Origin of the sequence: Flavisolibacter tropicus (assembly GCF_001644645.1) — a bacterium.
Lineage (GTDB): Bacteria > Bacteroidota > Bacteroidia > Chitinophagales > Chitinophagaceae > Flavisolibacter > Flavisolibacter tropicus.
The window spans coordinates 2365384-2389318 of record NZ_CP011390.1; the positions used below are offsets into that span (position 1 = coordinate 2365384).

Below are 23935 nucleotides of genomic sequence, written 5' to 3' on the forward strand. Positions count from 1 at the left end.
GCACAATACAAAGTCGTTTTCAATGACTAACAGCTGCGGGAAACATGACCTTGATCATTTCTCAAAAACGCTGCGGCTTGTTAAACTCCACATCCTTTATTTTCAATTTGTACCAAATAAACTCACCATCTTTTAAATGCCAGGCTGCCTCAGATTCTACTGGAATTCGTACGCCATTAAAACTACCATACGCTTTAGATTGAACCTTCCACTTTTCTAATGTGGCTTTGTTGCCGCCTCCCATATACCGGTCGGCCTCCATCCGTAGCAGATCGCCATCACTTGTAAAAAAGAAGATTACACTACCAGATGTTCCACCTTCAGTTACCGTTGCTTTTGCAGCTGCTTCATTAATCCCGTCCCATTGAATGTATGGATTTAGTGCTGCCGAGGGATACCAGCCTATTTCTGCTAACCAACGCTGCAAAGAACCTTGATCAATTTTTGGATCGGCAGCATTTACAATATTGACCAAGGAAAAAAGCTTGATCGCCATTTGGCCATGACCATTGTAATATAGATCCCGTCCGTTTATTGAAAGCAAGGGTATCACATCCATTTTCACACTCCATACAAAGCCTGGTTTATCAATAGTAATATATTGAACAGCCTGCGCCTTTATCCAGTTTTTCTGGCTAGGTTTCATTCGCATCAGTCCTTCTTGTTTTAGACGAACACTTTGAATAATTTCTTTTCCAACGATCCCACTTCTTCTCAGCCACCGTTGCACCGGCATAGGCAGGTGGCTCAATTGGGCTTCTTCTACTCTTTGCCCCTCTTTGCTTTCATGCTGAAACAGAATATCTACTTCTGTATTCACTCTATTTGTAAAGTGCCAATTGGCTGCCGCCACTATTGCTACCATCAGTATCACTATATTGATAACAGTTCCTGCTTTGGCATCTTTCCAATATAAAAAGATTAGTAACTGAGAAAGCACTATAGCACCAAATGCTACCACCCACCACCACTCTTTATGAAGTCCATAAACCATGCTTGTTAGTACGAATAAAATACTGCTGACCAACCATAGCATGCCCACTATTTTGAGTCTCGTTTCAGAAAGCGTAAGCCATGCAGGTTCACTGAAATCTTTTACCGTGTAAAGCCTCCAGGCAGTGACAAATCCTATTAAGTGGATCAGGCCATGGAGAACCAGTATAAATAGAAAGAGAATTCGGAACATGACAGGCGCTTTCTACAAAGTTTGAAGAATTACTAGGCAACCACAATGACCCTAGTTATGACAAAAGCTGATATTCTTGTCTTCACAACTAGAGATAGTGTTGACGAAAGTCATTCATCTTCGTGCCAGGCATCAGCAACAACTGCAAACCAAAAAGACAGCTTTGTGTATTAAACCTTTGTTCATGCGTTTGCCATTAACAGCTACGAAAACAGTAGCAGAAGTGAAGGAAGCCTTTCATGAAGCTTTTCCTTATTTGAAGATCGAGTTCTTTACCAACCCTCATCAAAAGGGTGAAGGATCACTACCACAACAGTACATTAAACCCGATACACTCTTAATTGATATTACAGGTGTTATGAAGGAAGGTAACGTTAGTATTGAACCCTCCACCACTACAGCAGCATTTGAAGAACAGTTACAAAACCAGTATTCTTTACCTATTCAAGTATTTCGCAACTCTAATGGTGTTTGGATTGAAACCACAGAAACAGACAATCTTACGTTGGCTGAACAAAATGAAATGGGACGACAGGCTTCTTTACATACGGCCCATAGAGAGAAAGGCTATTACGAGGATTGATTTCATAAACTTAACCCTCACGACTCTACTGTGCTATTTAAACCATCGCACAGTGTTTTAAAATAGTGAACCACTTTTAAGCTCTCGGTATAGGTAACTGGTTTTATAATAAACTCCTGGGCGCCCAATTGTAAGCATTCTTCCTTTTCGATAGGGTTTAAGGAAGTAGAATAGATTAGAACTGTAATTTTTCTAAGACGAGGGTCTTCTTTTATGGCACGAAGGGTTTGTGTTCCATTCATCTTGGGCATATTCAGATCCAGGATAATCAGGCAAGGCAGTGTTCCATCGTCAGCAACAGCACGTAAATAGCTTAAAGCTCTTTCACCGTTTTCTTCATATTGAACAGTATCTCCCATTCCTATTTCCGCAAATCCATCTTCAATAATAAAACGATCTTCCGGATCGTCATCAACCACCAGTATCATTTTTATACTTTTCATTAAACGGCCCCTGTTTGCTTTATGGGTAATTGAACAATAAATGTGGCTCCTTTCGATTCCTGGCTTTTAGCCGTAATTCGACCATTATGTACTTCCGTAATTTTACGACATATTGCCAAGCCTAGCCCGGTACCACTGTATTCATCTCTTCCATGAAGGCGCTGAAACAAGTTAAACATTCTATCCAAATATTTCTCATTAAAACCAATTCCCTGGTCATTAAAAAACAGGGTAAGGGTCTTACCATCGTTTTCATGAGAAATCTCTATAACGGGTGGTTCGCCTTCTTTATTATACTTCAACGCGTTGGAAATAAGGTTTTCAAATAGCTGTCGCATCAATAAATGATCGGCTTCAATCGGGGGCAGTTCACTGATATTTATCGTGGCCAGCTTTTCTTTGATCACCAGTTCCAGATCTTGTAACGCTTCTTGCGCCACCTTACTCAAATCCAACGTTTCAAAACGGTATTGCTTCTGGTCAACCTGTGAAAAAGATAATAGATCTTTTATAAGGTTACGCATTCGGTGCGACGCACTGATCATATGGCGCAAATACTCGCTTCCTTTCTTATCCAGGTTCTTTTCATATTTAACCAACAAGTAATCGCTATAGTAAATAACTTTTCGAATCGGCTCCTGTAGATCATGTGAAGCCACATAAGCAAACTGTTGCAGTTCCCGGTTGCTGCGATTTAGTTCCTGGATATTTTCCTCTAACTTGGATTTTACTTCTTTTAATTCTTTATTGTCTTTTAGTGTCTGCTCAAATACTTTTTGTGCATTGATATCCACCATAAATCCAATCCAATACAATACAGCCCCTTTGTCATTTGTCAATGGCGATATAGATACCATGTGCCAGAGATACTCGCCCGTCTCATTATTTTTTAGCCGGCATTGCAGCTTGATATTTGTGGCGCCAGACATGATCTTATCATTCATCAAAACCGCAAACGGATCATAATCCACTGGATGAATGACACTACGCCATTGGGTTTGATTTAGATCTTCTATCGATTGACCGGTAAATTGGGAAAGTCCTTCGTTGGCATATAAGATTTTACCTTGTTCATCAATAGAAAAAATGATCAGCGGCAGCGCATTGGTCAATGTGCGGTATTGATTTTCACTTTCCTGTAGCTTGGCTGCCAACAGTTGCAATTGCTCATTCTTCCGCTTTATTTCTTCGTAAGGAGATACAGGAGGTTCTTCAACAAACAACTCTTTCCACTCCTCAATCTGTTTGTATCCAATCTTATGCGAAGCGGGTATTAAGAAATACAACTCAATGGTTGATTCATTATCAGTACTGGAAACTAAAAACTTATTGACCAGTCTTTTAGCATATTCAAAGCCTTCGTTTTTTGCAAGAGCGGCCTGCGTGTCTTTTATAGCGGCAACTATATATTTCTCATTTCGAATGGGCTTGGAGACACTTAGAATCAGACAACTGTTTTTACCATTCTCAATTGCGCTTCTGGATACTTCCGAAACCGCTGTTGCAAATGTGGTTTGCGCAGAAAGGCTTAGCCCTACCAACTCAGCCAGCTTCATGGAACGCTTGTGGGCCAGAATGAGGTCCATTTCGTTTTGCAATGTGACCTTTGCCAGTTCAATCATCTTATAAATTAATTTTTACCGCCACTACAGAAGCATCATCCGTATTTCTTGTATGATCCTTATATAGAGCTGCTGTTAAAACAGATAAATCATTTTTAAGGATACCTGGATATTTATAGAGCTCCCACCGGGTTTTAATGCCATCACTGCAGAAAAGCAGTGTTTGATTGGGTTCGTATGGGACCAACTGGTCTTTCATGGTATTAGGGATATTGTGACCAATTATCCCATTATGAGATACATAGTTTTTGGAGTTTAAAAAGCTTTGGACCTTAACAGCTATATTACCTACGCCGCAGATTCGCCACACTTTTTCTTTAAAATTAAAAATGGCCACTGAAGCCACAAGGCCTCGCGTTTTACGCACCGATTGATGTATTTCACGGATAACATCAACTGGACTGTCTTCTACGCTATTTTTAAACACATGGCTGGCATCATTGATAGCTTTTGCAGCATTAGGGCCATGCCCCAGCCCATCTCCTACAAACAGCTTTAGTTTATCCTTTGTCAGCTTATAGTATACACCGTCACCACATACTTCTTCTCCTGGCTTTGGAATTACAACTGTACTAATCTCAACTTTACTTGCCGGCTTTATTGGATTAATTACCGCATCTTTATATAGACGGGAAAGAATAACAGTTCCCCAGTCCTTCTGGGTATATATTTCGCATTTATCGGATAACCGTTGAATAGATCCTAAGCCATGACCTAATGTATTTGTGGTTGATATGCCATCCTGCAGCATGCGTTTCAGATCATGAATGCCCCCACCATTGTCCATACTCACCAGCTCAATTCCTTCGCCCCCTAGATTATCCTTGATCTGCTTCACTAGCAAATGCCCACCATTGGCATGTTTTACAAGGTTTGAAACCAGTTCGGCCACTACAATATCTACCTTACCGGCTCGCTCGCTATTGAATCCCATTTTAATAGCAAGTGCATGGATATCTTTCTTCAATAAAGCAAAATAACTTCGATCGGCCACCGTAAAGAGAAGCTGCTCATTATCCATTTTTCCACTTAATTATAGTGACGGTAGTTCCTGTTCCCACGGTGCTTTGAATATCAAATTCACTTACCAGTCGCTTGGTGCCGGGCAATCCTAACCCCAGGCTTTTACCTGTGGAGAAGCCATCTTTCATTGCCAGCTTTATGTCTGCTATACCTGGCCCTTTATCTTGAAATGTAAGTCGTATGCCATTTTCCCTGCCCTTACTGACCACTTCTATTATCGTGAGACCGCCATCGGCATATTTTAGCATGTTTCGTACCAGTTCGCTGGCAGCTGTAATCAGCTTTGTTTGATTAACGAGCCCCATACCGATCTTTACGGCATATTCCTTTACCCGGTTGCGAAAAGGAACTACATCCTGCTCCTTTTCAATGGGCATTCGGTCCTTATTCAGTACTATCAGCATCGTCTTCTTCGTTTACTGGTTCATCTGCCCCAATTCTCTTAACTAGAAGCTCCATGCCTTTTTCAACATTTAATGCGGTATGTACACCTTTTAACTCCAGACCTAACTCTATAAGAGTAATAGCCACCGCTGGTTGCATACCTACTACAACAGTTTCTGCGTCCATAATCTTTGACATACTTCCAATATTGCCAATGATCCTTCCCATAAAGGAGTCAACAATTGACAAGGCAGAAATATCGATTAATACACCACGTGCACCTGTTTTACTCACCATTTGCACCAGGTCAGTTTCCAGGTTGAGTGCCAGCCTGTCGTAAAGATCTACCTGGATGGTAACCAACAGAAAATTACCCATCCTCAGAATAGGAATTCTATCCATTTGCTTATACGCTGGCTTTTTCTTTTTGAATGTTTTTCTTCTTTACTTCCAGTTGCAACAAGCTAAACGCATGCTTTAACGCATGTGCCAAACTGGCTTTGGTAACGATGTTAGAAAGATCTATACCTAAGTGTACAACCGTTTGTGCAATCTCTGGACGAATACCACTGATGATACACTCTGCGCCCATCAGGCGTGTAGCACTTACTGTTTTCAACAGGTGTTGCGCTACCAGTGAATCAACAGCCGGTACGCCCGAAATATCCAAAATGGCAATACTACTGCTGGTGTCTACAATTTCCTGTAACAGATTTTCCATTACAATCTGTGTACGGGCACTATCCAAAGTCCCAATTATAGGAAGGGCCACAATACCATCCCATACACGAATGACAGGAGTAGATATTTCTGAGATCTCATCGGTCTGGCGCAGGATCACCTCTTCTCTACCCTTAATAAAGGTTTCAAAAGTAGTAACGCCAAAACTATCAAACAACCGGTTTAGCTTAACCGTGGTTTCATAAAGCTCCAATGGTTCCAACTTAGTGTCATGCAATGCCTGGATCAGCGCATCGCGCAAACTGAAAACAAATACACCCGTTTCACGAGGCGAGTAGCCTTGACGAGCCCGGATAATTGAAATACCAGAGAGAATTTCAACTACCGGTTCAAAGTCGTCCGACTGACCATTATTAATGTTTTGTTCGCTTAAATTATCTAGTAAACTAGTGAGGAGTTCTTCCGACTGTAGTCTGAGGTCTTCATTACTCATAAGGTCATCGCGGAGACCTTCATCACTGAGTTGGTTTTTCATCCAAGTTTCCAGAATGGAAGTTTTCCTTTTTTGCAGGAGCTTAGATACATCCGATTTCATTGTGTATGGTTTAGGCTATAATTGGGTAAATGTAGGCAATTGTTTAATTAAAGGAAATCATTTATAGTAAATCTATGAACAAATCCTAAACACAAGTACGTTGTAACAGAATGGATTAAATGGTCAGAGAGAGAGAGAGTACATTCTGCAATTAGAAAGCGAAGATTGCAATTGATCAATTGGTCAGATGTCGACATTGATCCACGCCATTAACAGACAACCCTTACCAGGGGCTGATTCAATATCGAGCCCACCAAAGTAGTACTCTATACGATTCTGTATGCTTCGCAAACCCAACCCTTTTTTTGCTAAGTGTGGATTGAAGCCAACACCATCGTCTTGAATGGTTATATATACTTTAGGCAAATCAAACCGCAGTTGAATTTGTACATATTCGGCCTGCGCATGCTTGAGAATATTACTCAATTGTTCTTGAAGGATACGGTAAATGGCCACTTTATCCTTGCCCTGCAATTGCGCTTCCTGCTCTTGCCTTTCGCAGGAATAGGCAATGATAACCTTCTTGGATAAATTGATCTTTTCTACCATTTCGCGCACCGCTTCATCCAAGCCAATATCTTCAATAGCCGACGGGTTTAAGCGATGACTGAGTTTGCGTATTTCTGTAATGACGGTTTGCAAGCCTTCATAGCTTTTCTTTGTCAGAGCAGGCGCTGCTTCCTGGTTATCCTGCGCTACCTCCAACATCAATTTGCAAGATGCCAGCATTTGGTTGATGTTGTCATGCAGTTCTACAGATAATTGACGACGCTCCTTTTCCTGGGTTTCAATAATGGAGCGGATCACATCACGCCGGCTTTTACGCTCTTGCTGCAACAATTTCACTTGCAGCTCCTTTTGCTCTGTCACATCCTGCAAGGCTCCAATAACGCGTATGGCCCTCTTTTCACTATTTATAATGAAGGCCTTGTCCATTACATGATGATACTTACCCTGCACATCCCTGATACGGTATTCCAACTGCCAGTGGTTTGTTGTATTGCCACGCAATGCGTTAAACACAACACGCTTATAGCCTTCCAAATCATCCGGGTGTATAATAGACAATCTAAACCGTATCGACACCGATTTCTCAGCATAACCAAACAAGACATTAAAACCTTCACCACTATATATTTTCCCACTAACCACATCCCAATCATAAATGGCATCGGAAGTAGCCTCATTGGCATAATGATAACGCTCTACGCTCAGGGTGAGCGCTTCCTGCATCTTTTGCTGTTCGGTAATATCAATAGCCCAGCCACCCACCATTACTACTCCATTAAAGTGAATGGGGAACTTATAGATCTTCATCCGCTGGGTGATACCATCAGCCGTTTTTGCATTCTCAGTGGCTTCAATAGCCTCTCCTTTATTTATTACCTGCAGATTGTTTATATGATAATCCACAGCTAACTGTGAAGGGAATAGTTCATAGATTGACTTCCCTGTATCGCTGGCAGAGAAACCATACGACGTTCGGTAAATCGGGTTCATGTAATGCATGATCCCTTTTTCATCCGTTACCCATGCCACAAAAGGGGCGTTCTCCATAAACTGCTCAAAAAGCTCTCGCCCCAGGAAACGCCTGTTTTGATAGGCTTGCATCTGCTCTTTAAACAACTCTGTTCGTTTGCGCTCTGTGATGTCCTTGATGGTCATCGTTACATTTACAACCTCACCTGCCTGGTTGTATACCGGCATGTAAATAACCTGCAACCAACAATCAATACCAAGCTGACTGTAATCAATTTCATAACAACTACTCTGCCCACCAAACCCCTTATCTATATAGGTCAGCACTTGATCAATTCGTTCAACCGGTAAAAAATCAATTAGACGTTGAGGAGCTTGCAAAGCAGTAGGTACTTGAAAAAGTGTACGCGCCTTTACATTGGCATAAAGCACTTCATAGGATTCGTTCAAGACAAGAAAGGCATCTGGTACACTGTTTAATACCTCCAATGGATCAAAGGCATTCGTTTGTTCACATGCTGCAGCAGTTCCATTAAAAGGAACAACTTTCAGATCATGTTCACCATCAAGTCGCACTTTTTGATTCATTGTTAAAAAGGATACGGTTTGCTCTTTTGACTGCGCTGGAAGGGAGAAGGCGTAAGCCGGAAACAATGAACAAAAATAGACAATACGTTTTCCGCTTTTTTATTTAAAGCCTTAAAGCTTTTAGCGTTACGTATAAGCACTTACAATTATTTAATCCAAAGCCATAGCCCATTTACTACATATAACAGCAGGCATTAAAAACAAGAAAGGCCAGAGTAATTACCCCGGCCTTTCTTATTAATCAAGATCAACACACACTACTGTACCAGCACTTTTGCTTGCTGATAATTATTTTCATTTCCTATTAATACGGTATACTGACCTGCTGCTAAATTGCTGCAGGTAAAGGTTATTAATGGCAATGGCTTCATTTTATTAGCATACACCAACTTACCCGACAGATCATATACTGCTACCGAGATCTGACCACTCTTTAATACCTCTTGGTCTTTTATTACACAATTGATGGTGCCATTTCTGATAATGGTTGGATAAACCACTATATCAGTTGAAGTGGTAGAGTACACAATGCGGATGGTTTTTGAATAGGCAAACTGTCCATCAATATCTACTTGCTTAATGCGATAATAGTTAACAGCAGCAGGGAAAGCATCAGTGAATGTATAAGTATTCGTTCCGGCAATATTCTTACTGGCCAGTGTACCAATACGACTCCAGCTAACGCCATCTGCACTTTTTTCTATGACAAACGCTGCGGTATTCACCTCTTGAGCCGTTTGCCAGTTCAATTCAATAGCATTTACTTTCTTAGTTGCATCAAAGCCTAACCAGGTTAAAGGCAGGACAATACTATTGATATTGGCCAGCACAAAATCACCTAATGAAGTAAAAGAGGTTGAAGAGATCGTACCGTTATTGGCTGCAGAACCACTTCCGCCAAGGTTAGCCCACTGTGTACCATTGCTTTTAGCTACACGTAGCACAGATGGATTCAACACTTGATCATCTGTATTATAGCTTAAGTTAATAGTAGCGCTACTCAAAGTGGCCGCATTACTAGAACCAATTGTATAATAGCGTACAGAAGATACATTTTGAATACCTGTAGTATAAGTGCGTGTGGTTGGCGCGCCTGCTATCGCTTCAGCTGTATACACCGTTGAGGTAGTAGCATTTTGCTCAATAGATAAACTAAGTGGACGATAAGCACCGTTCTTTCCAACAGGAAATGTTTTGGTAGAATTGATGCTATTTACCGTCATTTTTAATGGACCGTTGATATAGCTGGCACTGTTACCACCACTTATAGTAGCGTTAGCAGCTGTTGTAAGGGTATTGGTAGAAGATGTTGTTACAATCCCGTTGGTCAGTGTCAAAGTATTGTTGACGGTCACAGGTTTATTCAACTGTACACTACCACCCGTTGCATTGTTTACAGTCAAACTATTAAAAGTTTGCGCACTACTACCATCAATGGTCTGTACTCCGTTTCCATTAAGTGTTACAGTATTGCTACGCAGGTTCAGTGTACCGTTATTGGTCAAATTGCCACCCACAGTTAGGTTGTAGTTGCTATTGCTTACATCCAGTGTACCGCTGCTAATAGCAAGATTACCGGTCATAGACACATTTCTATTCAGGGTCAATGTAGCGCCACTGCCTACTTGCACATCAAGGTTTTTGACCGTACCCGCTAGTTCACCACCCGCAGTAATAGTTGTATTGCTGGAAGGAAGGTAAGTTACATCATACCCGGTACTGGAAAGGGCATTGGCTAATGTTCCATCTTCTACTTTTATAAAGCTACCTGCATTCATGGTCAGGTTGGTACTATTTGAAATGGAACCGCTATTTAAATACAGTGTACTTTTTACTGTTGTTGAATTAGATAGTGTAACACTGTAGGTAGAGTTGCTAGATGAACTTGCATCAACTTCCAGGTTATCATAGATTCCATTACCCGATAAGGTACCATTAGCATCTGTAATTGAGTAGGTATATGAACCCGTACCGCTGGCATAGCCACTATTGGCAATACTTCCTCCTACTATAACATTATTTCCCCGGTTATCGGCCGTTACACCACCAGTAATTGATAAGATATTATCAATAGTTGTTGCAACAGCTGAATTGGTAGTAAATAGCTTTTTACCACTACCACTGAGCGATAGATTATAATAAGCAGCATCAGCAATCGTTTGGTCGGCCGATGCATTATACGTTACAGTAGTATTAGCACCAATAGATGTTAAGACAGGAGCTGTCGTATTCGTAATGGTTAGAGAAGAGTTGTCCTTCAGGTTTACGCTTGCCGTTAAAACATAGTTCGAAGGTATGGTAAGTGTGGTGGGGGTAGCAACAGCACCATTTCCAATAACAAACCCAGAATTCAGCCCACTTATGGTCAGATTGCCAGTTAGCGTAGCTGTCGCCCGATTGGTAAGAATGAACAATTGCCCATCCCTAGTGAAGTTGAGCGGTGCCGTACCTGTGCCATCGCTAACCGTACCCCAGGTAGCAAGCGTTTCCAGGTTACCAGTGTTTTTTGAATAATAAATAGTCTGGTTAAAGAATACGGTTATTTTTATATAATCAATTTCCGCCTGTGCATCCTTCTTTCCCTTATTACGTGCAGCAATACGCACCCCAAAGCCGCTGTTAGTCAAATCTGCAGCCGTGAAAGACGCTCCCCACAAATCAATTTCATTTCCATAAGCAGCAAAAGCGCTGGTGGTAGGCCAAGACACAGTAGAAGCACGACTAACACCTACTTCTCCCGAACTTTTTAATAAGATCACCTTAGAATCACGGACATTACCAGTAAGTGTTTTTCTACGCTTGATCGACACTTGTATCCCGTTAATAGTAGCATTTGAAGGAATATAATTAGCAGCCGCTGCATTTGTCGACTGGAACCCCCAGTTAGTTGCATCCAGGTAATTCGAGGACTTATTGGAGCCGGTAATTAAAGCAGTAGCATAAACATTGTTTTCTGTTTGCACATTGGTAACCGAAGCCCAGCTTCCCGAACTACCGGGATTGTTAGCGGTACCTACCGTTCCAGCCGTAGTACTGGCGGCAGAAGTTTGCGCCTGTAAAGAATTAAAACCCAACACAGTCCACAGAGCTAGTAGAACAACGTTTAGTCTTCTGAGTAAAAATCTATTCATAAGGGGGATTAAATCTTTCGTATAACCGAAAGACAATGTGAAAGTAGAAGCAGAAAAGGCGGACTTAGGATGTATTCGGTCAACCCGGGTATTTTGACGGTCAATAAGAGTTTTTCCATACATAACCCATAAGGCTTTATGCCGCAATAGGTATAAGATTATACATATTACAAATATGTATAATCAATTAGCAATGCCTGTTATACTACCCCATTTTGCTTAAAATCATATAGTTATAGACAGCCATCACCCTAAGTAATAGTATTATCAGCCTATTCTTTAAGTAGTAGTCAACCGCGGATGCATGGAATTTAAGGAAGGATTAGTGAGCTTAGGCACCTGCCAGCTTACTATTGCATTTGATGTTTGAACTGACTTTGAATGTGAAAGCAAACCCTTCCTCTAATGGCCCCAGGATCAAGTTCAGGGTGACTGCAAAAGTTTTTATGACACCAGTCCTATTTCAGGTGTGAGTCTCTGAGATTCCTCGCTATCGCTCGGAATGACAAAACGACGAGGCATTATGAATAGCGGACAGATTGCAGGTGTATGCCCCCTTCCCTTCGACAGGCTCGGGATCAAGCGCAGGGTGACAAACGCTAGAGGCGTTACGATTAGCGGTTTGGTTGAGAACGAAGGGCTGAACCTTGTAACCCGAAATCTTGAAATCTGCAATCTGAAATCTCCTAAAAGAACATCCATTCCCTACACAGCAAAAAATAAAGTAATATAGAGGACGAGTTAACCAAGGATATTGAAACAGTCATACTTGTTGAACCTTATTCTACCCAAAAATGAGAAAACATAAAAAAGCCTTCCTGCTACTTTCCATTTTTTGTATATCTGCCTTTCTTCTAACACAATGTTTCAATAACCAAATTACCAGTACCGATCCCAGGGGACTTGGCTTTGCCGGGTCATCTACCTGCCGCCAATGTCATCAAACCATCTATGATGCCTATGTCAAATCTTTCCACTATAATACTACCCAACCGGCTACAAAACAAAGCCTGGCGGGCAAATTGGATACCGACAACAACCACTTTGCGTATAATGATAGCACAAGTGTCCTGATCCAGAATCGGGATAGCGGCTTGTACCAGGCGGCTTTTGTAAACGACAAGGAAGCAGCAGCGCACCGGATGGATATCCAATTTGGCCTGAAACACGCCTACACCTTCCTTTACTGGAAGGCCAATCAAACCTTTGAACACCCACTCTCCTTTTATTCCAGCATCAACAACTGGGCTACCAGTCCGGGATTTTCACCAGTACAGGTAAACTTCAATCGATTTATTGGCGCCAATTGTTTTGAATGCCATAGTTCATTTATAGATAAAAAACTGAACGCCTCAACAGCCGGCATTGAAGAAGTATTGGATAAAAACACCCTGCTTTTTGGTATAGACTGCGAACGCTGTCATGGCCCGGCCATTAACCATGTTAACTACCACAATGCCTATCCTGAGGCAAAAGAAGCAAAGTATCTAACAAGTTTTACAACACTCAGCCGGCAGCAAAAGCTCGACGTCTGTGCCATGTGCCATTCGGGAAACAAGAAAATGCAGGATCGGTCCACCTTCCAGTTCCGACCCGGAGATACCTTATCGAACTTTTTTATCACGCTACCGGAGTATGATAATAAGACATCCTTTGATGTTCATGGCAACCAATACCAGCTGCTGTCGCAGAGCAAGTGTTTTATGAATGCAAAGACGCTTGATTGTTCTACCTGTCATAACCCACACACCAATACTACGAATAACGTAAAAGCCAATTCATCAGCCTGCATCAATTGCCATAAAGAGGTTACACACGAAACATTGAAATTGACTACAGCAGTCTTGCAAGACAACTGCATCGACTGCCATATGCCCTTACAACCCTCTAACGCTATTACATTCCAGCGTCCCGGAGACACCTTACGTTCAGCGTATATGTTACGCACACACAAGATTGCTATTTATGGAAGCAACAAAAACTAACAACAACTATTGCTACTAAAAAGAATAAAGGTGGTAGTCACCACCTTTAGTTTCATTAAAAACGAACTGTTTATGAGAAAATCGAGACTATTGCCGATAGGAAATTTGAAATCTGAAATTTGAGATCTGAAATCTTCTAATTCATCATCTCTTCTTCCGTGGTTCGTTTCTCACGAACCACTAGCATGGCTGCGTAAAGAATACAAAAGTTTGCACGCTCAAACTGCGATCGCAAACAGCTTGCGAAAACTTTTGTAGTCGAGAAACATTCATTTGGTAGCAGAATATTAGGCCATTGGATTTTGGAATTTGACGCCCTCATTCGGATTTCGACATTATATTTTCGAATTTTCAAAACCTTTAATTCATCATATCTGATCCAGTTTCACTTTGCATATTCTTACGCTTAAAGAGCGATTGATCCAGCTTACCAAACCGATACGAAAACGTTAAGCGAAATAGCTGCGGATTGTTGATCCGACTGTACGTCTGCGTAAAGTATTCATTGGCTGAGTACTGCTCATTGATCCTTGTTCTGAAAATATCATTCACTCTAAAGGTTACTGCCGCTGCATTGTTCTTCAAGAACGACATCTTGATACCTGCATCCACACTATAAAAGGATTTGATATAACCCTGTGCAGTGCTTTGTGCCTGCATCATTGCTCCACCTGGTTCACGGGAATTGGCTAAGCTGCAACTCCTGCTTGTTGGCCAGTTTCTGGCTTAAGAACAGGGGAGGTAACAAACTAATAGCATACTGGTTACTAAACTTCTCTCCGGTATTCAACAACTCAGCATAAAAACCTTCTTATATACATCACAAACAATAAAAATAAATAACTATGAAAAAGATCTTTGCTTTATTAATCGCTGTAACGGCTGTAGGTAGTGTATTTGCACAATCAAATCGTAACTGGGACAACAGAAATGACCACCGCGAGACGGCAAGCGTATACAACAGAAACAACGATCGCTACGATAACAATAGATTTACTGCCAAAGAACGGGATGCCCAGATCAACCGCATCAACGCTATTTTTGATCAACGTATTGAGGCCGTTCAAAGAGATCGCCGGTTAAAGAACTCCGCACGCAAACAAGAGATTCGTCGGCTGGAAGAACAACGCCGCAACAAGATCCGTGAAGTAAACGAGCGCTATGCGCGTCAAAGCACTGCCCGCTATGACAATCGAAATAATGATCGATATGACAGAAACGATAGTCGCAGATTCTAAATTAAAAAGAAAGCCCCGCTAGTGCGGGGCTTCTCCTTGCCATAAGACAAGTTGTCCTAATGTAAACTATTCAATCTTTTATACATGCCTTAACTGTAAGAAAACCATTCTTTGAAATCAGAAGACAACCCGTCTTGCAAATTCGCTGCAAATGTAATCCTTCACACCTAACCAAACGCATCGATTATTATTGATTACTGATTATTTATTATTCCTTACTAGTTAATCATTATTGGAGTTTCAGGTTTAAGGTCTAAAGTTTAAAGTTTCCGATGTTTTACATCTCCTATCCTCCTTACTCATCACTCCTTACTCATTAAATAACCAATGACTTACTGACTAATAACGTTCCTCCTGTCATCTATCCTCTGTCAACTATCAACTCACTCCTGGCTGTTTGGCTTGCAGCTTGCAGCTTCCCTTCTCGCATCTCGTAGCTCAAAGTTCGCAGCTATCCCTCTCACCACTCACCACTCATCACTCACGAGCCAGCCCCTCCCTAGTCTGTAGGTCTCTTGTACCTCTTCTGTACCTCTTCTGTAGGTAAGTCCGTACCAACTGCACAGATAAAGCCCTCTACCTGCCTTCCACATTCACTACTCCTCCTACCATCCTCCTCCTCTCTTCATTGAACATTGAGTATTGAAAGTTGAGCATTGAACATTTCCTCACTTCTATATTCATCCTTCCTTGTTCCTTGTTCATTATTTCCTTCATCCTTTCTCATAGCTCATAGCTTCATTTTCTCACATGTGTATAAATAAAGGCTGAAAATCGCTTGTAAGGAAAGGTAGAAATGAATAGATTTGCTAAAATACTTAGCATTTAAAATCATCAATAATCACCCGTACAACATGGCAAAGCAAGTAGGACCCATCTTTATCACCGGAACCATCGATGGTATCATCTTCTATAAGTTAGGTGATACGTATTACCTGCGCTCCAAGGGTGATTATAAGAGTGCTAAGATGATGCGCAAGGATCCCAGCCTCAAACGCACCATGGCCAATGCCGATAGGTTTGGCGTAGCGGCCAGGATGGTGAAGCGGGTGTACTACCGCCAGCTTCTAGGGACCGTGCGCAAACCTGGCTTGTTTGCCAAGCTAACAGGAATGGTAAACCGTTGGATGTACCAAGGCAAATCAAAGGAAGAAGCACAGGAACTGCTGATGGCGCATTGCCAGGTATTAGTGCAGAAAACCACCAGCCAGGCTACCACTACACCTACACCTGTAGCGGCAGTACCCCCAACCACAAAGCCGGTGCAACAGCCGACAGCACCTGCCAATCAAAAACCAAAGCAGGCGCGCTACTTATCAAACTGGAAAGTGAAACGCAATGGTAGTTTGCATATACCTAAATCAGCGAAGTCATTACCATCAATACAACCCATTAGCCCTTGCAATGTTCAACAGCTTAAAGAATAGGCATATCAAAACTTTAGTAAGATATCCTGCGTGCAGCGTACAGCGTGTAGCGTGCAGCTATTACTCATTAACTAAATGACTGACACACCATGCATTTCTACGATCTACTAACAAACCTATATGAATCTTTCTCGCCTGAGAAGGCAGAAGAAGCCGTTGCTTTTATTCGGCAGGAACTAAGCTTTGAAGTGCTCTATGAGCAGTACGATGGACAAACTCTGCGCACCTTGATCAATGATCACCACGAAGCATTTTACGAATGCCTGGCGCGCGAGCTGGTGGAGGACCTGGATAAGGAGCCCATGGTGTATTTCCGCGACTGGCAGCCCTTGCTAGCCTTCCTGGACCGGCGCTCTACCCAACTGCTGTATTATTATGCAGAACAACAGGCCTTCGCTACCGATGTACAGGAATTGATAAAAGGTCTGCGCCAGTTAGATTGCGGACAGTACCAGGTAGCTATGCATTGCTTTCACCAATGCCCGCATTATATACGTCATTATTTTATAGGCCGCTGCTACATCGCCATGGGCGCTTATGAAAATGCCATCCATCAACACGACTGGTTTTTAAATACACTGATCGACTTCTGGCCCTTGCCGGAAGATGAAACCGACGAAAGTGAGGAACTGCACTACTTCCTGATGGCGCAATGGCATATCTATAAAGACTTTGCCCATTGCCACACGCAGTTGGGTAATTATGAAGATGCGCAAATGAATTACGAGCTGGCGTTCAACTATTTTACGCATGGCAATGTTTACGTATTATCGCAAGGACGCTTTGGCCAGGAGGCGCAACTCTTTCATACTATGACAAGCCAATACCTGCTAGCCCTGGAAAAAACCGAGCGTTACGATGTTGCCTTGGAGTATGCCACATTTGCACTAAAACATTTCCCTTACGATGCTTACTACTCCAGCGTACAACAACGCTGCGAGGCCGCACTGGGCCAGCAAGACTTTGCCGACCAGTTGCTGACACAAGTGTTTCAATCATCTACTTCCAGCAACCTACTCACTCCCCCATCCCCGCTTGTTACGGCATTGCGGCAGTGGGCGCTAGAGCAACTGGCAAAAGATGAAATGATCTTCGATAAAAATGTACGCGTGTACAACGACGAGCTTGGCTATGGCGAGCACCTTTATATCCCTGGCGCCAACGGCTTTGTTGACTTGTTATTAGAAGATGTAGACACAGGCATACTATATGCCGTATCCTTCAGCACACCAGACAATGGCAACACTACTGCTGATCAACTAGAGCGCTGCCGCATAGCGTTGACAGAAGCTGTGGATAAAGAGGTGAAAGGAATTCTTTGTTTGTATGGATCGGAGGTTGAAGGGTGTGATGTGGTAAATAGTAATGAGTATTTGGAAGTGTATGCGATGCCGATTTCGTTGGGGCGGTTGGGTTAGAAGGATGGTTGTTGAAATTGTAAGCTTTTGTTTTAAAATGACATTAAGAAATTATCTATTTTATATCTTGTGGCAGTGATCCGCAAATGTATTGCCACTACCAAGATAGATTCTTACGTGCAATTAATAAAAACAGAGTCATCCTTTTTTATTTCCATTGAATATAGAGTGATGAAAAGTAGTTCTATACGAATCGCTTGGGAAGAATTAGAAAAATTAGCTAAGAACTTTGGATCTGTATTGAAATATTCAAAGTAATGTAATCTATTAAAAGATTTATCTTTTATGAAAAACTATGTAGCTGAGTTCAGTAAAGATTTTCGGGAATATTACAAGGGTGTCCGGGAATCGGGCAAGAGGCTTGAAGAAATGATTGATAACATTCTTGTGTGGTTGCTAAGCCTTTCTACCGGCGCGATAGTCCTAATAATTTCCTCTATTGACAAAATAAAATTTACCGAAAAGAAAAATATTAGCGTAATAGTTATCATCTTGACCGCTTCAGTAGTACTAGGAATTATAGGAAGAATAGCCTATGCAATATCAATTTATTTAAACAATGCATTGTCTGAAAACATGGATAGTTCATTGATGGCCAACCTTGTTCATTACTATCCTTATACACTCCGAGGAAATGAAACTTCAGAAGAGATATATCAGCTTGCAAAAGACAGCTTTGATCTTGATCTAACAATCATAATTGACGCAGGAAAAAGCTTAACTGGACATGATAAAGTAGCTTATGATAAGAGGACAAGAGATTTTTATGAGCACCTAAAAGAGTCTGTCAAGGTGGATCAACAACAAGCACTATCTCAGGTAATTGGGAAGATGAATGAAGCGTTAGGCGTTGATTTGAATAGTCAAGCACCTTCTAAAGAGTTTGCAAAAAGAAGAAGATGGTGGGCTGATAAGTTGCAGAATATCGCTTATATTCTGTTTAGTACAAGTGCATTTTTATTTATTCTAGCTCTTATCTATTCTGTTATGAAATTTGTAGGACAATAATCTCCGTTGCCGTTGGTCGCCGACCAACGGTTCTCTTATAATAGTATTGTAGCCACGATACTAAAAACTATTATTATTACAGACTTAAACCAAGTACCAGCTCAAATGGTTGTCGAGAAGAAAGACGTTTTATATCAGCAATTATGCACCCTCATTAAAGAAAAAGCTATTTCTAACTTGGATACCTATGAGCAAGACAATACAATAGTTGTCAGCAATTCCATTATAAACTTCAGCACATTTACCTATGCTACTGGATTGAGCATAGGCATCTTTCTACTTTCTACCCTAGACGAATTCAAAGTATTAGGTCTACTACTTTCATTAATTTGCCTGGTCCGTCTTCTGCTTAGTCTTTCTCCTATTAAAACACTGAAACTTGATTTTGATAACGAGACACTCACTAGTTCTTCCCTGATAGGATCAAAAACCATTGTAGCTTTTAAGGATATAAAAACATTTCTACCTTCTATTTCATCAACACTTTCAAAATTGGCCCGTCATGAAGTCATTGTGGAGTCAAAAGCGCAACGCAACACTCTTTTGTTTGATGTTAGCTATGAAGAACATGCTTTTGCAATTGTAGATCTATTAAATCGCTTTATAAAATCGTAAGGAACGTCCATTCGTTGCCGTTGGTCGCCGACCAACGGTTCCTCTGCCTTGACTCATATCCACATGCCTACCATTATACTTAAAACTTCCCGTTCGAATCTGCTCGGTACCTCTCACCTGTTTGGACACGGGTTTGATTCCGGTCACCTCCACAACTAAACAAAGGCTCTCAGCCTGTAAGGCAGATGCTCAACCCTCAGAACCACAATCTGATACTCTTGTAAATTAATTCTTAAGGCATTCTCAAATAGAGAGATCCGGATTGGATTCAAACCAATGACCTACTGCTTAGAAGGCAGTTGCCCATGGTCCTTGTATGTTATTATGAATTTTGTACCGCGTACGGGATTCGAAGCCGTATCATCTTGTTTCGAAGGCTGGGATCGTAACACAATTTTGCAGACCTAACGAGACTCGAACCCGCGACCTCCGGAGGAGGTGTATTAAGACTGTATTTAAAGATACTATAATTCGACTCAAGACTGGATTCGAACTAAAAGCCCAAGATTGCTGCAGATTTTGAGTATGCTGCTCTTGAGAAGTAAAAACCGTTGGTCGGCGACCAACGGCAACGGAAAGGCAACCTTACCCGATTTCCTACTTATGCATTTTGTAGTAAATAGCAACTTATATTTACGAGTTAGACAAGACAATCAATACTAATCCCTATGAGCTTTTTAAATAAACTTTTCGGCAACAATAAAAAAGAGAATAGTCAATCTCAATCAAGTATAGAGCAACCTTTAAACAATCAATCTACACCTGGTGCTTTTAGCTTTTTAGTTATCCAAAGCACAACGACTACCTAAACATTGTAGGCAGTGTCTGGAAAGAAGGAATCGAAGGGGCCTTATTTTTACCTATTGGCCATCATATAGAAATTGCAGAAAAGATCGTCATGGATTTGTTTAGTTGCCAAAATAGTACATACAGGCTTTTTGCATCAAGTTTTGTCGGGTTCATCGAAGACCCTAAAAAGCAACTCCTCCTACCAATGTATCAAAGAGAGCGTAATCTTTTTGACTCTTTACCTATTGATAGTCCTGAAAGGTATAACTCTCATGCAATAGTTGAAAATCTTATTGTTTCAACTCAGATCCGGATTGTGCTGGGAGTGGAAAACAATAAAAGCTCAAATCGGCTGGGTCAAGAATGGATAAACCTACTATATGAAATCATAGAAGATTCAATGAATGGTTATCAATGGAACAGTCATAGCTGGGCGCTTGCCATACTAAATTTCACTCAGTCCTCAACCCAGCGCTTTAAAGACCATTTTGTTAAGTATGAAGAATACTACAAGAAAAATGCAGGTAAAAATGCGATTATTAGTGAATCACTTTTAAAAGACATAAAAGGTGGAGTCACTGAAACTGAAATGTTCAAAAGTATCAACGACAACTTGGTAATGGAAAAAGTGGATGCGGCAAAGGAAATACAACTTGAGCCAGACGTTCAAGAACTTATATACGATCTAATTAGTTTCATGAGGCAGAATTACAGTGCCTAGCCCTTAGCTAGCCTTCCGTTGCCGTTGGTCGCCGACCAACGGTTTTATATATCCGAAAAGTGTGTTAACAATTGAAAAGGATCGCTGCCGTTTTCATAATATGCTGCAGAGGAATAGTAATAATCTACAGGGTGCGCAACAAGGTTCCACTTCGGCTGACAAGGATTGGCATGGATATAATCAGTTTTCTGTTTCAAGAACTTGCCTGAATATAAATCAATGCTCATGGAATCGCGTTTCCAAACCTGGAGTGCTCTGTCGGCCGCATGCACCTGTAACTTAGCATATAGTGCAGGGTTAGCTTTATTCAAATACTCAAGGATTGCCCTGGCAGTAAACTTTAGAAAGTCACGCTGTACAACTTCTCTTTTCTGTCCTTTACTGATTCGCCAGATCAAGTGAATATGATTCGGCATAAGTACAGAAGCGCAGACCTTTACCTGGCCTTGTTTTGCCCTAAAACGTAAGGCATCCAAAATGATATGTTTGGCCACATCTTCCTGCAGCTAGGGCAGCCAATCTTTACACACGGCTGTGAAGTATTGCACGTGATGCTCTTGTTGTACGGACATACACTAATATACTAAAGAACCGTTGGTCGGCGACAAACGGCAACGAAAAAAACCACTTCCCGAAGGAAGTGGTTTACGATAAACTCTTTTATTAATAACCGGCTTTTGTTTTCTGTAGGGCATAACCCACAACCGCTTGCTCCTTATAGCACCGGCGGCATATCCACGCCCCATTTTTTATTGGGCTGCGGTCCCATTGTAAATTCCACGGTAGCACCGTTAAGAATGTCTGCATGTGTGATATACGCTTTATTATACGCTTTTCCGTTCAGCGTTATGGATTGTATATACGCATTTTCCCTGCCGGCGTTTTTTACCTGCACGGTAAACTTTTTACCGTTGGGAAGATCAATGGTAGCCTTGCTTAACACGGGTGAACCAATGGCATAAACACCGTTGGCCGGATTGACGGGGTAAAAACCCATGGCACTGAAAATATACCAGGAGGACATCTGCCCGCAATCTTCATTACCGGTATAACCGGCCGGCTGATCATCGTATTGTTCCTGCAATACTTTGTTTATATAAAACTGTGTCTTCCACGGCTCACCGGCATAATCGTACAAATAAGCAGCATGATGACTGGGCTCATTGCCATGCGCATACTGCCCGATGAAACCCGATGCGTTGCCATTCTTCTTTATGGTATCCTGCAGGTTAAAAAATGTATCCAGCTTGGCCACGAAAGCTTGCTTGCCGCCCATCAGGCTCATAAAGTCGGGCACATTGTGCGGAACATACCAGAGGTACTGCCAGGCATTGCCTTCGGTATAAGGCTGACCGCCATTGCCTCCGTATTGCAAGGGGTTGAAGGGTTCTATCCATTTACCATCCTTGTCTTTGGCCCGAAAGAAGCCAGTGCCGCTTTCAAACAGGTTGCGGTAGTTGCCCGAACGTTTAAGGAAGAAATTATAGTCGTCCGTTTTACCTAACTTTTTTGCCAGTTGCGCCACGCACCAATCATTGTAGGCGGTTTCCAGTGTAATGGACACCGACTGCGACTGCAGGTCTTCTGGCATGTAGCCATACTTGTTGTAAATACCAAAAGGCGATTGAATATGATCCCTGGTAGAAGAACCTTTAATGGCTTCATACGCTTTGGCCACATCAAATCCTTTAATGCCTTTCAGCGCCGCATCCACAATGACGGGAATGGCATGGTTGCCGATCATGCAATAAGTTTCCACGCTCCACAATTGCCAAATGGGCAGAATGCCGTAACTATCGTAATGCCGGAGCATGCTGTTAATGAAGCCGGCCGTTCTTTGCTGTTGCACAATGGTGTACAGTGGGTGCGCAGCACGGTAGGTATCCCACAAGGAAAAAGTGGAGTAATGAATTTTATCAGGAGCGTTGCCGGTGGTATAATCGCCGGCAGGATAATCGCCGTTTACATCAGCCACATTGTTTGGCTGAATAAAGGCATGATACAATCCTGTATAGAAAATACGCTTCTGCTTTTCCGTTCCTTCTACCTGTATTTGTTTTAATTCTTTCTCCCAGGCGTTTTCCGCGTTAGTAACTACCTGGTCAAAGTTCCACGCCGGAATTTCCGCCGCTAAGTTTTGTTTGGCGTTGGCAATGCTGGTGGCAGAGATGCCTACCTTCACCAACACCTGTTCGTTGGCTTTGGAGTCAAAGTGTACCACCGCCTTTATGCCTTCGGCGCCCATCACCAGTGGCTTGTTCTCATAAATGCGTTTGCCATCAAACAAAAAACTGCTGGCAAAAGGGCGAGAAAACTCAGCCCTGAAATAAACCCTTCGCATTTTGGCCCATCCGGTTAGTACGCGGTAGCCTTCAATGGTTTTGTTGTCAACAATTCTTATTTCTGCCGAAATAATTTTTGCCGACCGGTTGCCGGTGCCTTTCAGGCGGCTGTGGTCCATATCAATAACAAAACCGGCGCCACTGCTTTGCGGAAAGGTGTATCGGTGAAACCCGGCATGGGCCGTGGCCGTTAGTTCAGCGTTTACGTTATAGTCCAGCAGGTTAACCTGGTAGTAACCTGGTCTTGCAGACTCCTGGCTATGGCTAAAAGCCGACCGAAAATCCCTGGACACGCTGTCTTTGTAATCATCAGCAGTTTTGCTGTTGCCGGTGATAGGCATGATAAGCACATCCAGCAGATCGGCAATGCCGGTGCCATTGAGGTGGGTATGGCTAAAGCCCACAATGGTTTTATCGTTATAATCATAACCGGAACAGGGCCGGTTTACTTCATGCCTTGTATCGGGGCTCAGTTGCACAAAGCCAAAGGGCATCGTAGCGCCAGGAAAGGCGCAGCCGGATAAGCTTTTCTTATCAACAGCAGCCGTGCCAATAAAAGGGTTTACATAAGTAGTGAACTTTTTACCGCCCGTTTGTGCTGACAGTTCTAACACAGCGCACAAAAGGAGCAGCACAGCAACCGGGTAGGTTTGATAGCGTTTCATTCAATTCGGGGT

The 23935-nt window shown here is 42.1% G+C and carries 20 protein-coding genes and 1 tRNA gene; 8 read left to right on the forward strand and 13 right to left on the reverse strand.

The window, feature by feature from the left end; genetic code table 11:
• Positions 1–61: 61 nt before the first annotated feature.
• A complete protein-coding gene (locus tag SY85_RS09880) occupies positions 62–1186 on the reverse strand; it encodes a DUF6544 family protein (RefSeq protein ID WP_066404039.1) in 1125 nt (374 codons plus the stop codon).
• Positions 1187–1370: 184 nt separating this feature from the next.
• Between SY85_RS09880 and SY85_RS09885 the strand changes: the two genes are divergently transcribed.
• On the forward strand, positions 1371–1769 hold the full coding sequence (locus SY85_RS09885; protein ID WP_066404040.1) for a hypothetical protein: 399 nt from the start codon (positions 1371–1373) through the stop codon (positions 1767–1769).
• 17 nt (positions 1770–1786) lie between these two features.
• On the opposite strand, the gene SY85_RS09890 is transcribed toward SY85_RS09885, so the two are convergent.
• From SY85_RS09890 to SY85_RS09925, 8 genes are all read right to left on the reverse strand, one after another.
• Positions 1787–2212: a response regulator gene (locus SY85_RS09890; RefSeq protein ID WP_066404041.1), complete on the reverse strand. Its 426-nt coding sequence runs from the start codon at positions 2210–2212 to the stop codon at positions 1787–1789.
• A complete protein-coding gene (locus SY85_RS09895) occupies positions 2212–3834 on the reverse strand; it encodes a sensor histidine kinase (protein WP_066404046.1) in 1623 nt (540 codons plus the stop codon). Before SY85_RS09895 ends, SY85_RS09890 begins: the two co-directional genes overlap by 1 nt.
• Before the next feature lies 1 nt (position 3835).
• Positions 3836–4855 (reverse strand): ATP-binding protein, encoded by a 1020-nt coding sequence (locus tag SY85_RS09900; RefSeq protein ID WP_066404048.1) that lies wholly within the window; start codon positions 4853–4855, stop codon positions 3836–3838.
• The gene (locus SY85_RS09905; RefSeq protein WP_066404050.1) at positions 4848–5261 is read right to left on the reverse strand and encodes an anti-sigma regulatory factor; all 414 of its coding nucleotides are present in this window, start codon (positions 5259–5261) and stop codon (positions 4848–4850) included. Before SY85_RS09905 ends, SY85_RS09900 begins: the two co-directional genes overlap by 8 nt.
• The gene (locus SY85_RS09910; RefSeq protein ID WP_066404051.1) at positions 5242–5643 is read right to left on the reverse strand and encodes an STAS domain-containing protein; all 402 of its coding nucleotides are present in this window, start codon (positions 5641–5643) and stop codon (positions 5242–5244) included. Before SY85_RS09910 ends, SY85_RS09905 begins: the two co-directional genes overlap by 20 nt.
• Positions 5644–5647: 4 nt before the next feature.
• On the reverse strand, positions 5648–6517 hold the full coding sequence (locus SY85_RS09915; protein WP_066404053.1) for an STAS domain-containing protein: 870 nt from the start codon (positions 6515–6517) through the stop codon (positions 5648–5650).
• A gap of 183 nt (positions 6518–6700) precedes the next feature.
• Positions 6701–8584 (reverse strand): sensor histidine kinase, encoded by a 1884-nt coding sequence (locus SY85_RS09920; RefSeq protein WP_066404055.1) that lies wholly within the window; start codon positions 8582–8584, stop codon positions 6701–6703.
• 257 nt (positions 8585–8841) lie between these two features.
• Positions 8842–11715, reverse strand: coding sequence for a beta strand repeat-containing protein (locus SY85_RS09925; RefSeq protein WP_148661152.1), 2874 nt, complete (start codon positions 11713–11715; stop codon positions 8842–8844).
• A gap of 794 nt (positions 11716–12509) precedes the next feature.
• On the opposite strand from SY85_RS09925, the gene SY85_RS09935 reads away from it, so the two are divergent.
• Positions 12510–13700: a multiheme c-type cytochrome gene (locus tag SY85_RS09935; RefSeq protein ID WP_066404060.1), complete on the forward strand. Its 1191-nt coding sequence runs from the start codon at positions 12510–12512 to the stop codon at positions 13698–13700.
• Between the two features lie 360 nt (positions 13701–14060).
• Here the strand turns inward: SY85_RS09935 and SY85_RS09940 are convergent, their stop codons facing one another.
• Positions 14061–14363, reverse strand: a complete 303-nt coding sequence (locus SY85_RS09940) for an outer membrane beta-barrel protein (protein WP_066404061.1) — start codon at positions 14361–14363, stop codon at positions 14061–14063.
• 182 nt (positions 14364–14545) lie between these two features.
• Between SY85_RS09940 and SY85_RS09945 the strand changes: the two genes are divergently transcribed.
• From SY85_RS09945 to SY85_RS09965, 5 genes are all read left to right on the forward strand, one after another.
• Positions 14546–14938 (forward strand): hypothetical protein, encoded by a 393-nt coding sequence (locus tag SY85_RS09945; RefSeq protein WP_066404062.1) that lies wholly within the window; start codon positions 14546–14548, stop codon positions 14936–14938.
• Positions 14939–15792: 854 nt separating this feature from the next.
• Positions 15793–16365: a hypothetical protein gene (locus tag SY85_RS09950; RefSeq protein ID WP_066404064.1), complete on the forward strand. Its 573-nt coding sequence runs from the start codon at positions 15793–15795 to the stop codon at positions 16363–16365.
• Between the two features lie 89 nt (positions 16366–16454).
• Positions 16455–17783 carry a tetratricopeptide repeat protein gene (locus SY85_RS09955; protein ID WP_066404066.1) on the forward strand — a complete coding sequence of 443 codons (1329 nt, stop codon included), beginning with the start codon at positions 16455–16457 and terminating at the stop codon, positions 17781–17783.
• A 285-nt stretch (positions 17784–18068) separates the two neighbouring features.
• Positions 18069–18791, forward strand: a complete 723-nt coding sequence (locus tag SY85_RS25630) for a hypothetical protein (RefSeq protein ID WP_066404070.1) — start codon at positions 18069–18071, stop codon at positions 18789–18791.
• Positions 18792–18803: 12 nt separating this feature from the next.
• Entirely contained in the window at positions 18804–19406 is a 603-nt protein-coding gene (locus tag SY85_RS09965; protein WP_148661153.1) for a hypothetical protein, read from the forward strand.
• Positions 19407–19659: 253 nt separating this feature from the next.
• On the opposite strand, the gene SY85_RS25435 is transcribed toward SY85_RS09965, so the two are convergent.
• Positions 19660–19757 (reverse strand) — tRNA-Ser (locus SY85_RS25435).
• Positions 19758–20304: 547 nt separating this feature from the next.
• Between SY85_RS25435 and SY85_RS09970 the strand changes: the two genes are divergently transcribed.
• Complete coding sequence (locus SY85_RS09970) at positions 20305–20916, forward strand: hypothetical protein (RefSeq protein ID WP_066404075.1); 612 nt, start codon at positions 20305–20307, stop codon at positions 20914–20916.
• Between the two features lie 44 nt (positions 20917–20960).
• Here the strand turns inward: SY85_RS09970 and SY85_RS09975 are convergent, their stop codons facing one another.
• Positions 20961–21392, reverse strand: a complete 432-nt coding sequence (locus SY85_RS09975) for a transposase (RefSeq protein WP_148661154.1) — start codon at positions 21390–21392, stop codon at positions 20961–20963.
• Between the two features lie 239 nt (positions 21393–21631).
• Positions 21632–23923, reverse strand: a complete 2292-nt coding sequence (locus SY85_RS09980) for a GH92 family glycosyl hydrolase (RefSeq protein WP_066404080.1) — start codon at positions 23921–23923, stop codon at positions 21632–21634.
• Between the last annotated feature and the right edge of the window lie 12 nt (positions 23924–23935).

What these genes read in the sequence shown, in the direction of transcription:
- SY85_RS09940 (WP_066404061.1), bottom strand. Translation starts at nt 14,363, where the DNA reads ATGATGCAGGCACAAAGCACTGCACAGGGTTATATCAAATCCTTTTAT.
- SY85_RS09935 (WP_066404060.1), top strand. Translation starts at nt 12,510, where the DNA reads ATGAGAAAACATAAAAAAGCCTTCCTGCTACTTTCCATTTTTTGTATA.
- SY85_RS25630 (WP_066404070.1), top strand. Translation starts at nt 18,069, where the DNA reads ATGAAAAACTATGTAGCTGAGTTCAGTAAAGATTTTCGGGAATATTAC.
- SY85_RS09970 (WP_066404075.1), top strand. Translation starts at nt 20,305, where the DNA reads ATGGATTTGTTTAGTTGCCAAAATAGTACATACAGGCTTTTTGCATCA.
- SY85_RS09980 (WP_066404080.1), bottom strand. Translation starts at nt 23,923, where the DNA reads ATGAAACGCTATCAAACCTACCCGGTTGCTGTGCTGCTCCTTTTGTGC.
- SY85_RS09895 (WP_066404046.1), bottom strand. Translation starts at nt 3,834, where the DNA reads ATGATTGAACTGGCAAAGGTCACATTGCAAAACGAAATGGACCTCATT.
- SY85_RS09925 (WP_148661152.1), bottom strand. Translation starts at nt 11,715, where the DNA reads ATGAATAGATTTTTACTCAGAAGACTAAACGTTGTTCTACTAGCTCTG.
- SY85_RS09900 (WP_066404048.1), bottom strand. Translation starts at nt 4,855, where the DNA reads ATGGATAATGAGCAGCTTCTCTTTACGGTGGCCGATCGAAGTTATTTT.
- SY85_RS09920 (WP_066404055.1), bottom strand. Translation starts at nt 8,584, where the DNA reads ATGAATCAAAAAGTGCGACTTGATGGTGAACATGATCTGAAAGTTGTT.
- SY85_RS09885 (WP_066404040.1), top strand. Translation starts at nt 1,371, where the DNA reads ATGCGTTTGCCATTAACAGCTACGAAAACAGTAGCAGAAGTGAAGGAA.
- SY85_RS09890 (WP_066404041.1), bottom strand. Translation starts at nt 2,212, where the DNA reads ATGAAAAGTATAAAAATGATACTGGTGGTTGATGACGATCCGGAAGAT.
- SY85_RS09950 (WP_066404064.1), top strand. Translation starts at nt 15,793, where the DNA reads ATGGCAAAGCAAGTAGGACCCATCTTTATCACCGGAACCATCGATGGT.
- SY85_RS09880 (WP_066404039.1), bottom strand. Translation starts at nt 1,186, where the DNA reads ATGTTCCGAATTCTCTTTCTATTTATACTGGTTCTCCATGGCCTGATC.
- SY85_RS09945 (WP_066404062.1), top strand. Translation starts at nt 14,546, where the DNA reads ATGAAAAAGATCTTTGCTTTATTAATCGCTGTAACGGCTGTAGGTAGT.
- SY85_RS09955 (WP_066404066.1), top strand. Translation starts at nt 16,455, where the DNA reads ATGCATTTCTACGATCTACTAACAAACCTATATGAATCTTTCTCGCCT.
- SY85_RS09905 (WP_066404050.1), bottom strand. Translation starts at nt 5,261, where the DNA reads ATGCTGATAGTACTGAATAAGGACCGAATGCCCATTGAAAAGGAGCAG.
- SY85_RS09915 (WP_066404053.1), bottom strand. Translation starts at nt 6,517, where the DNA reads ATGAAATCGGATGTATCTAAGCTCCTGCAAAAAAGGAAAACTTCCATT.
- SY85_RS09910 (WP_066404051.1), bottom strand. Translation starts at nt 5,643, where the DNA reads ATGGATAGAATTCCTATTCTGAGGATGGGTAATTTTCTGTTGGTTACC.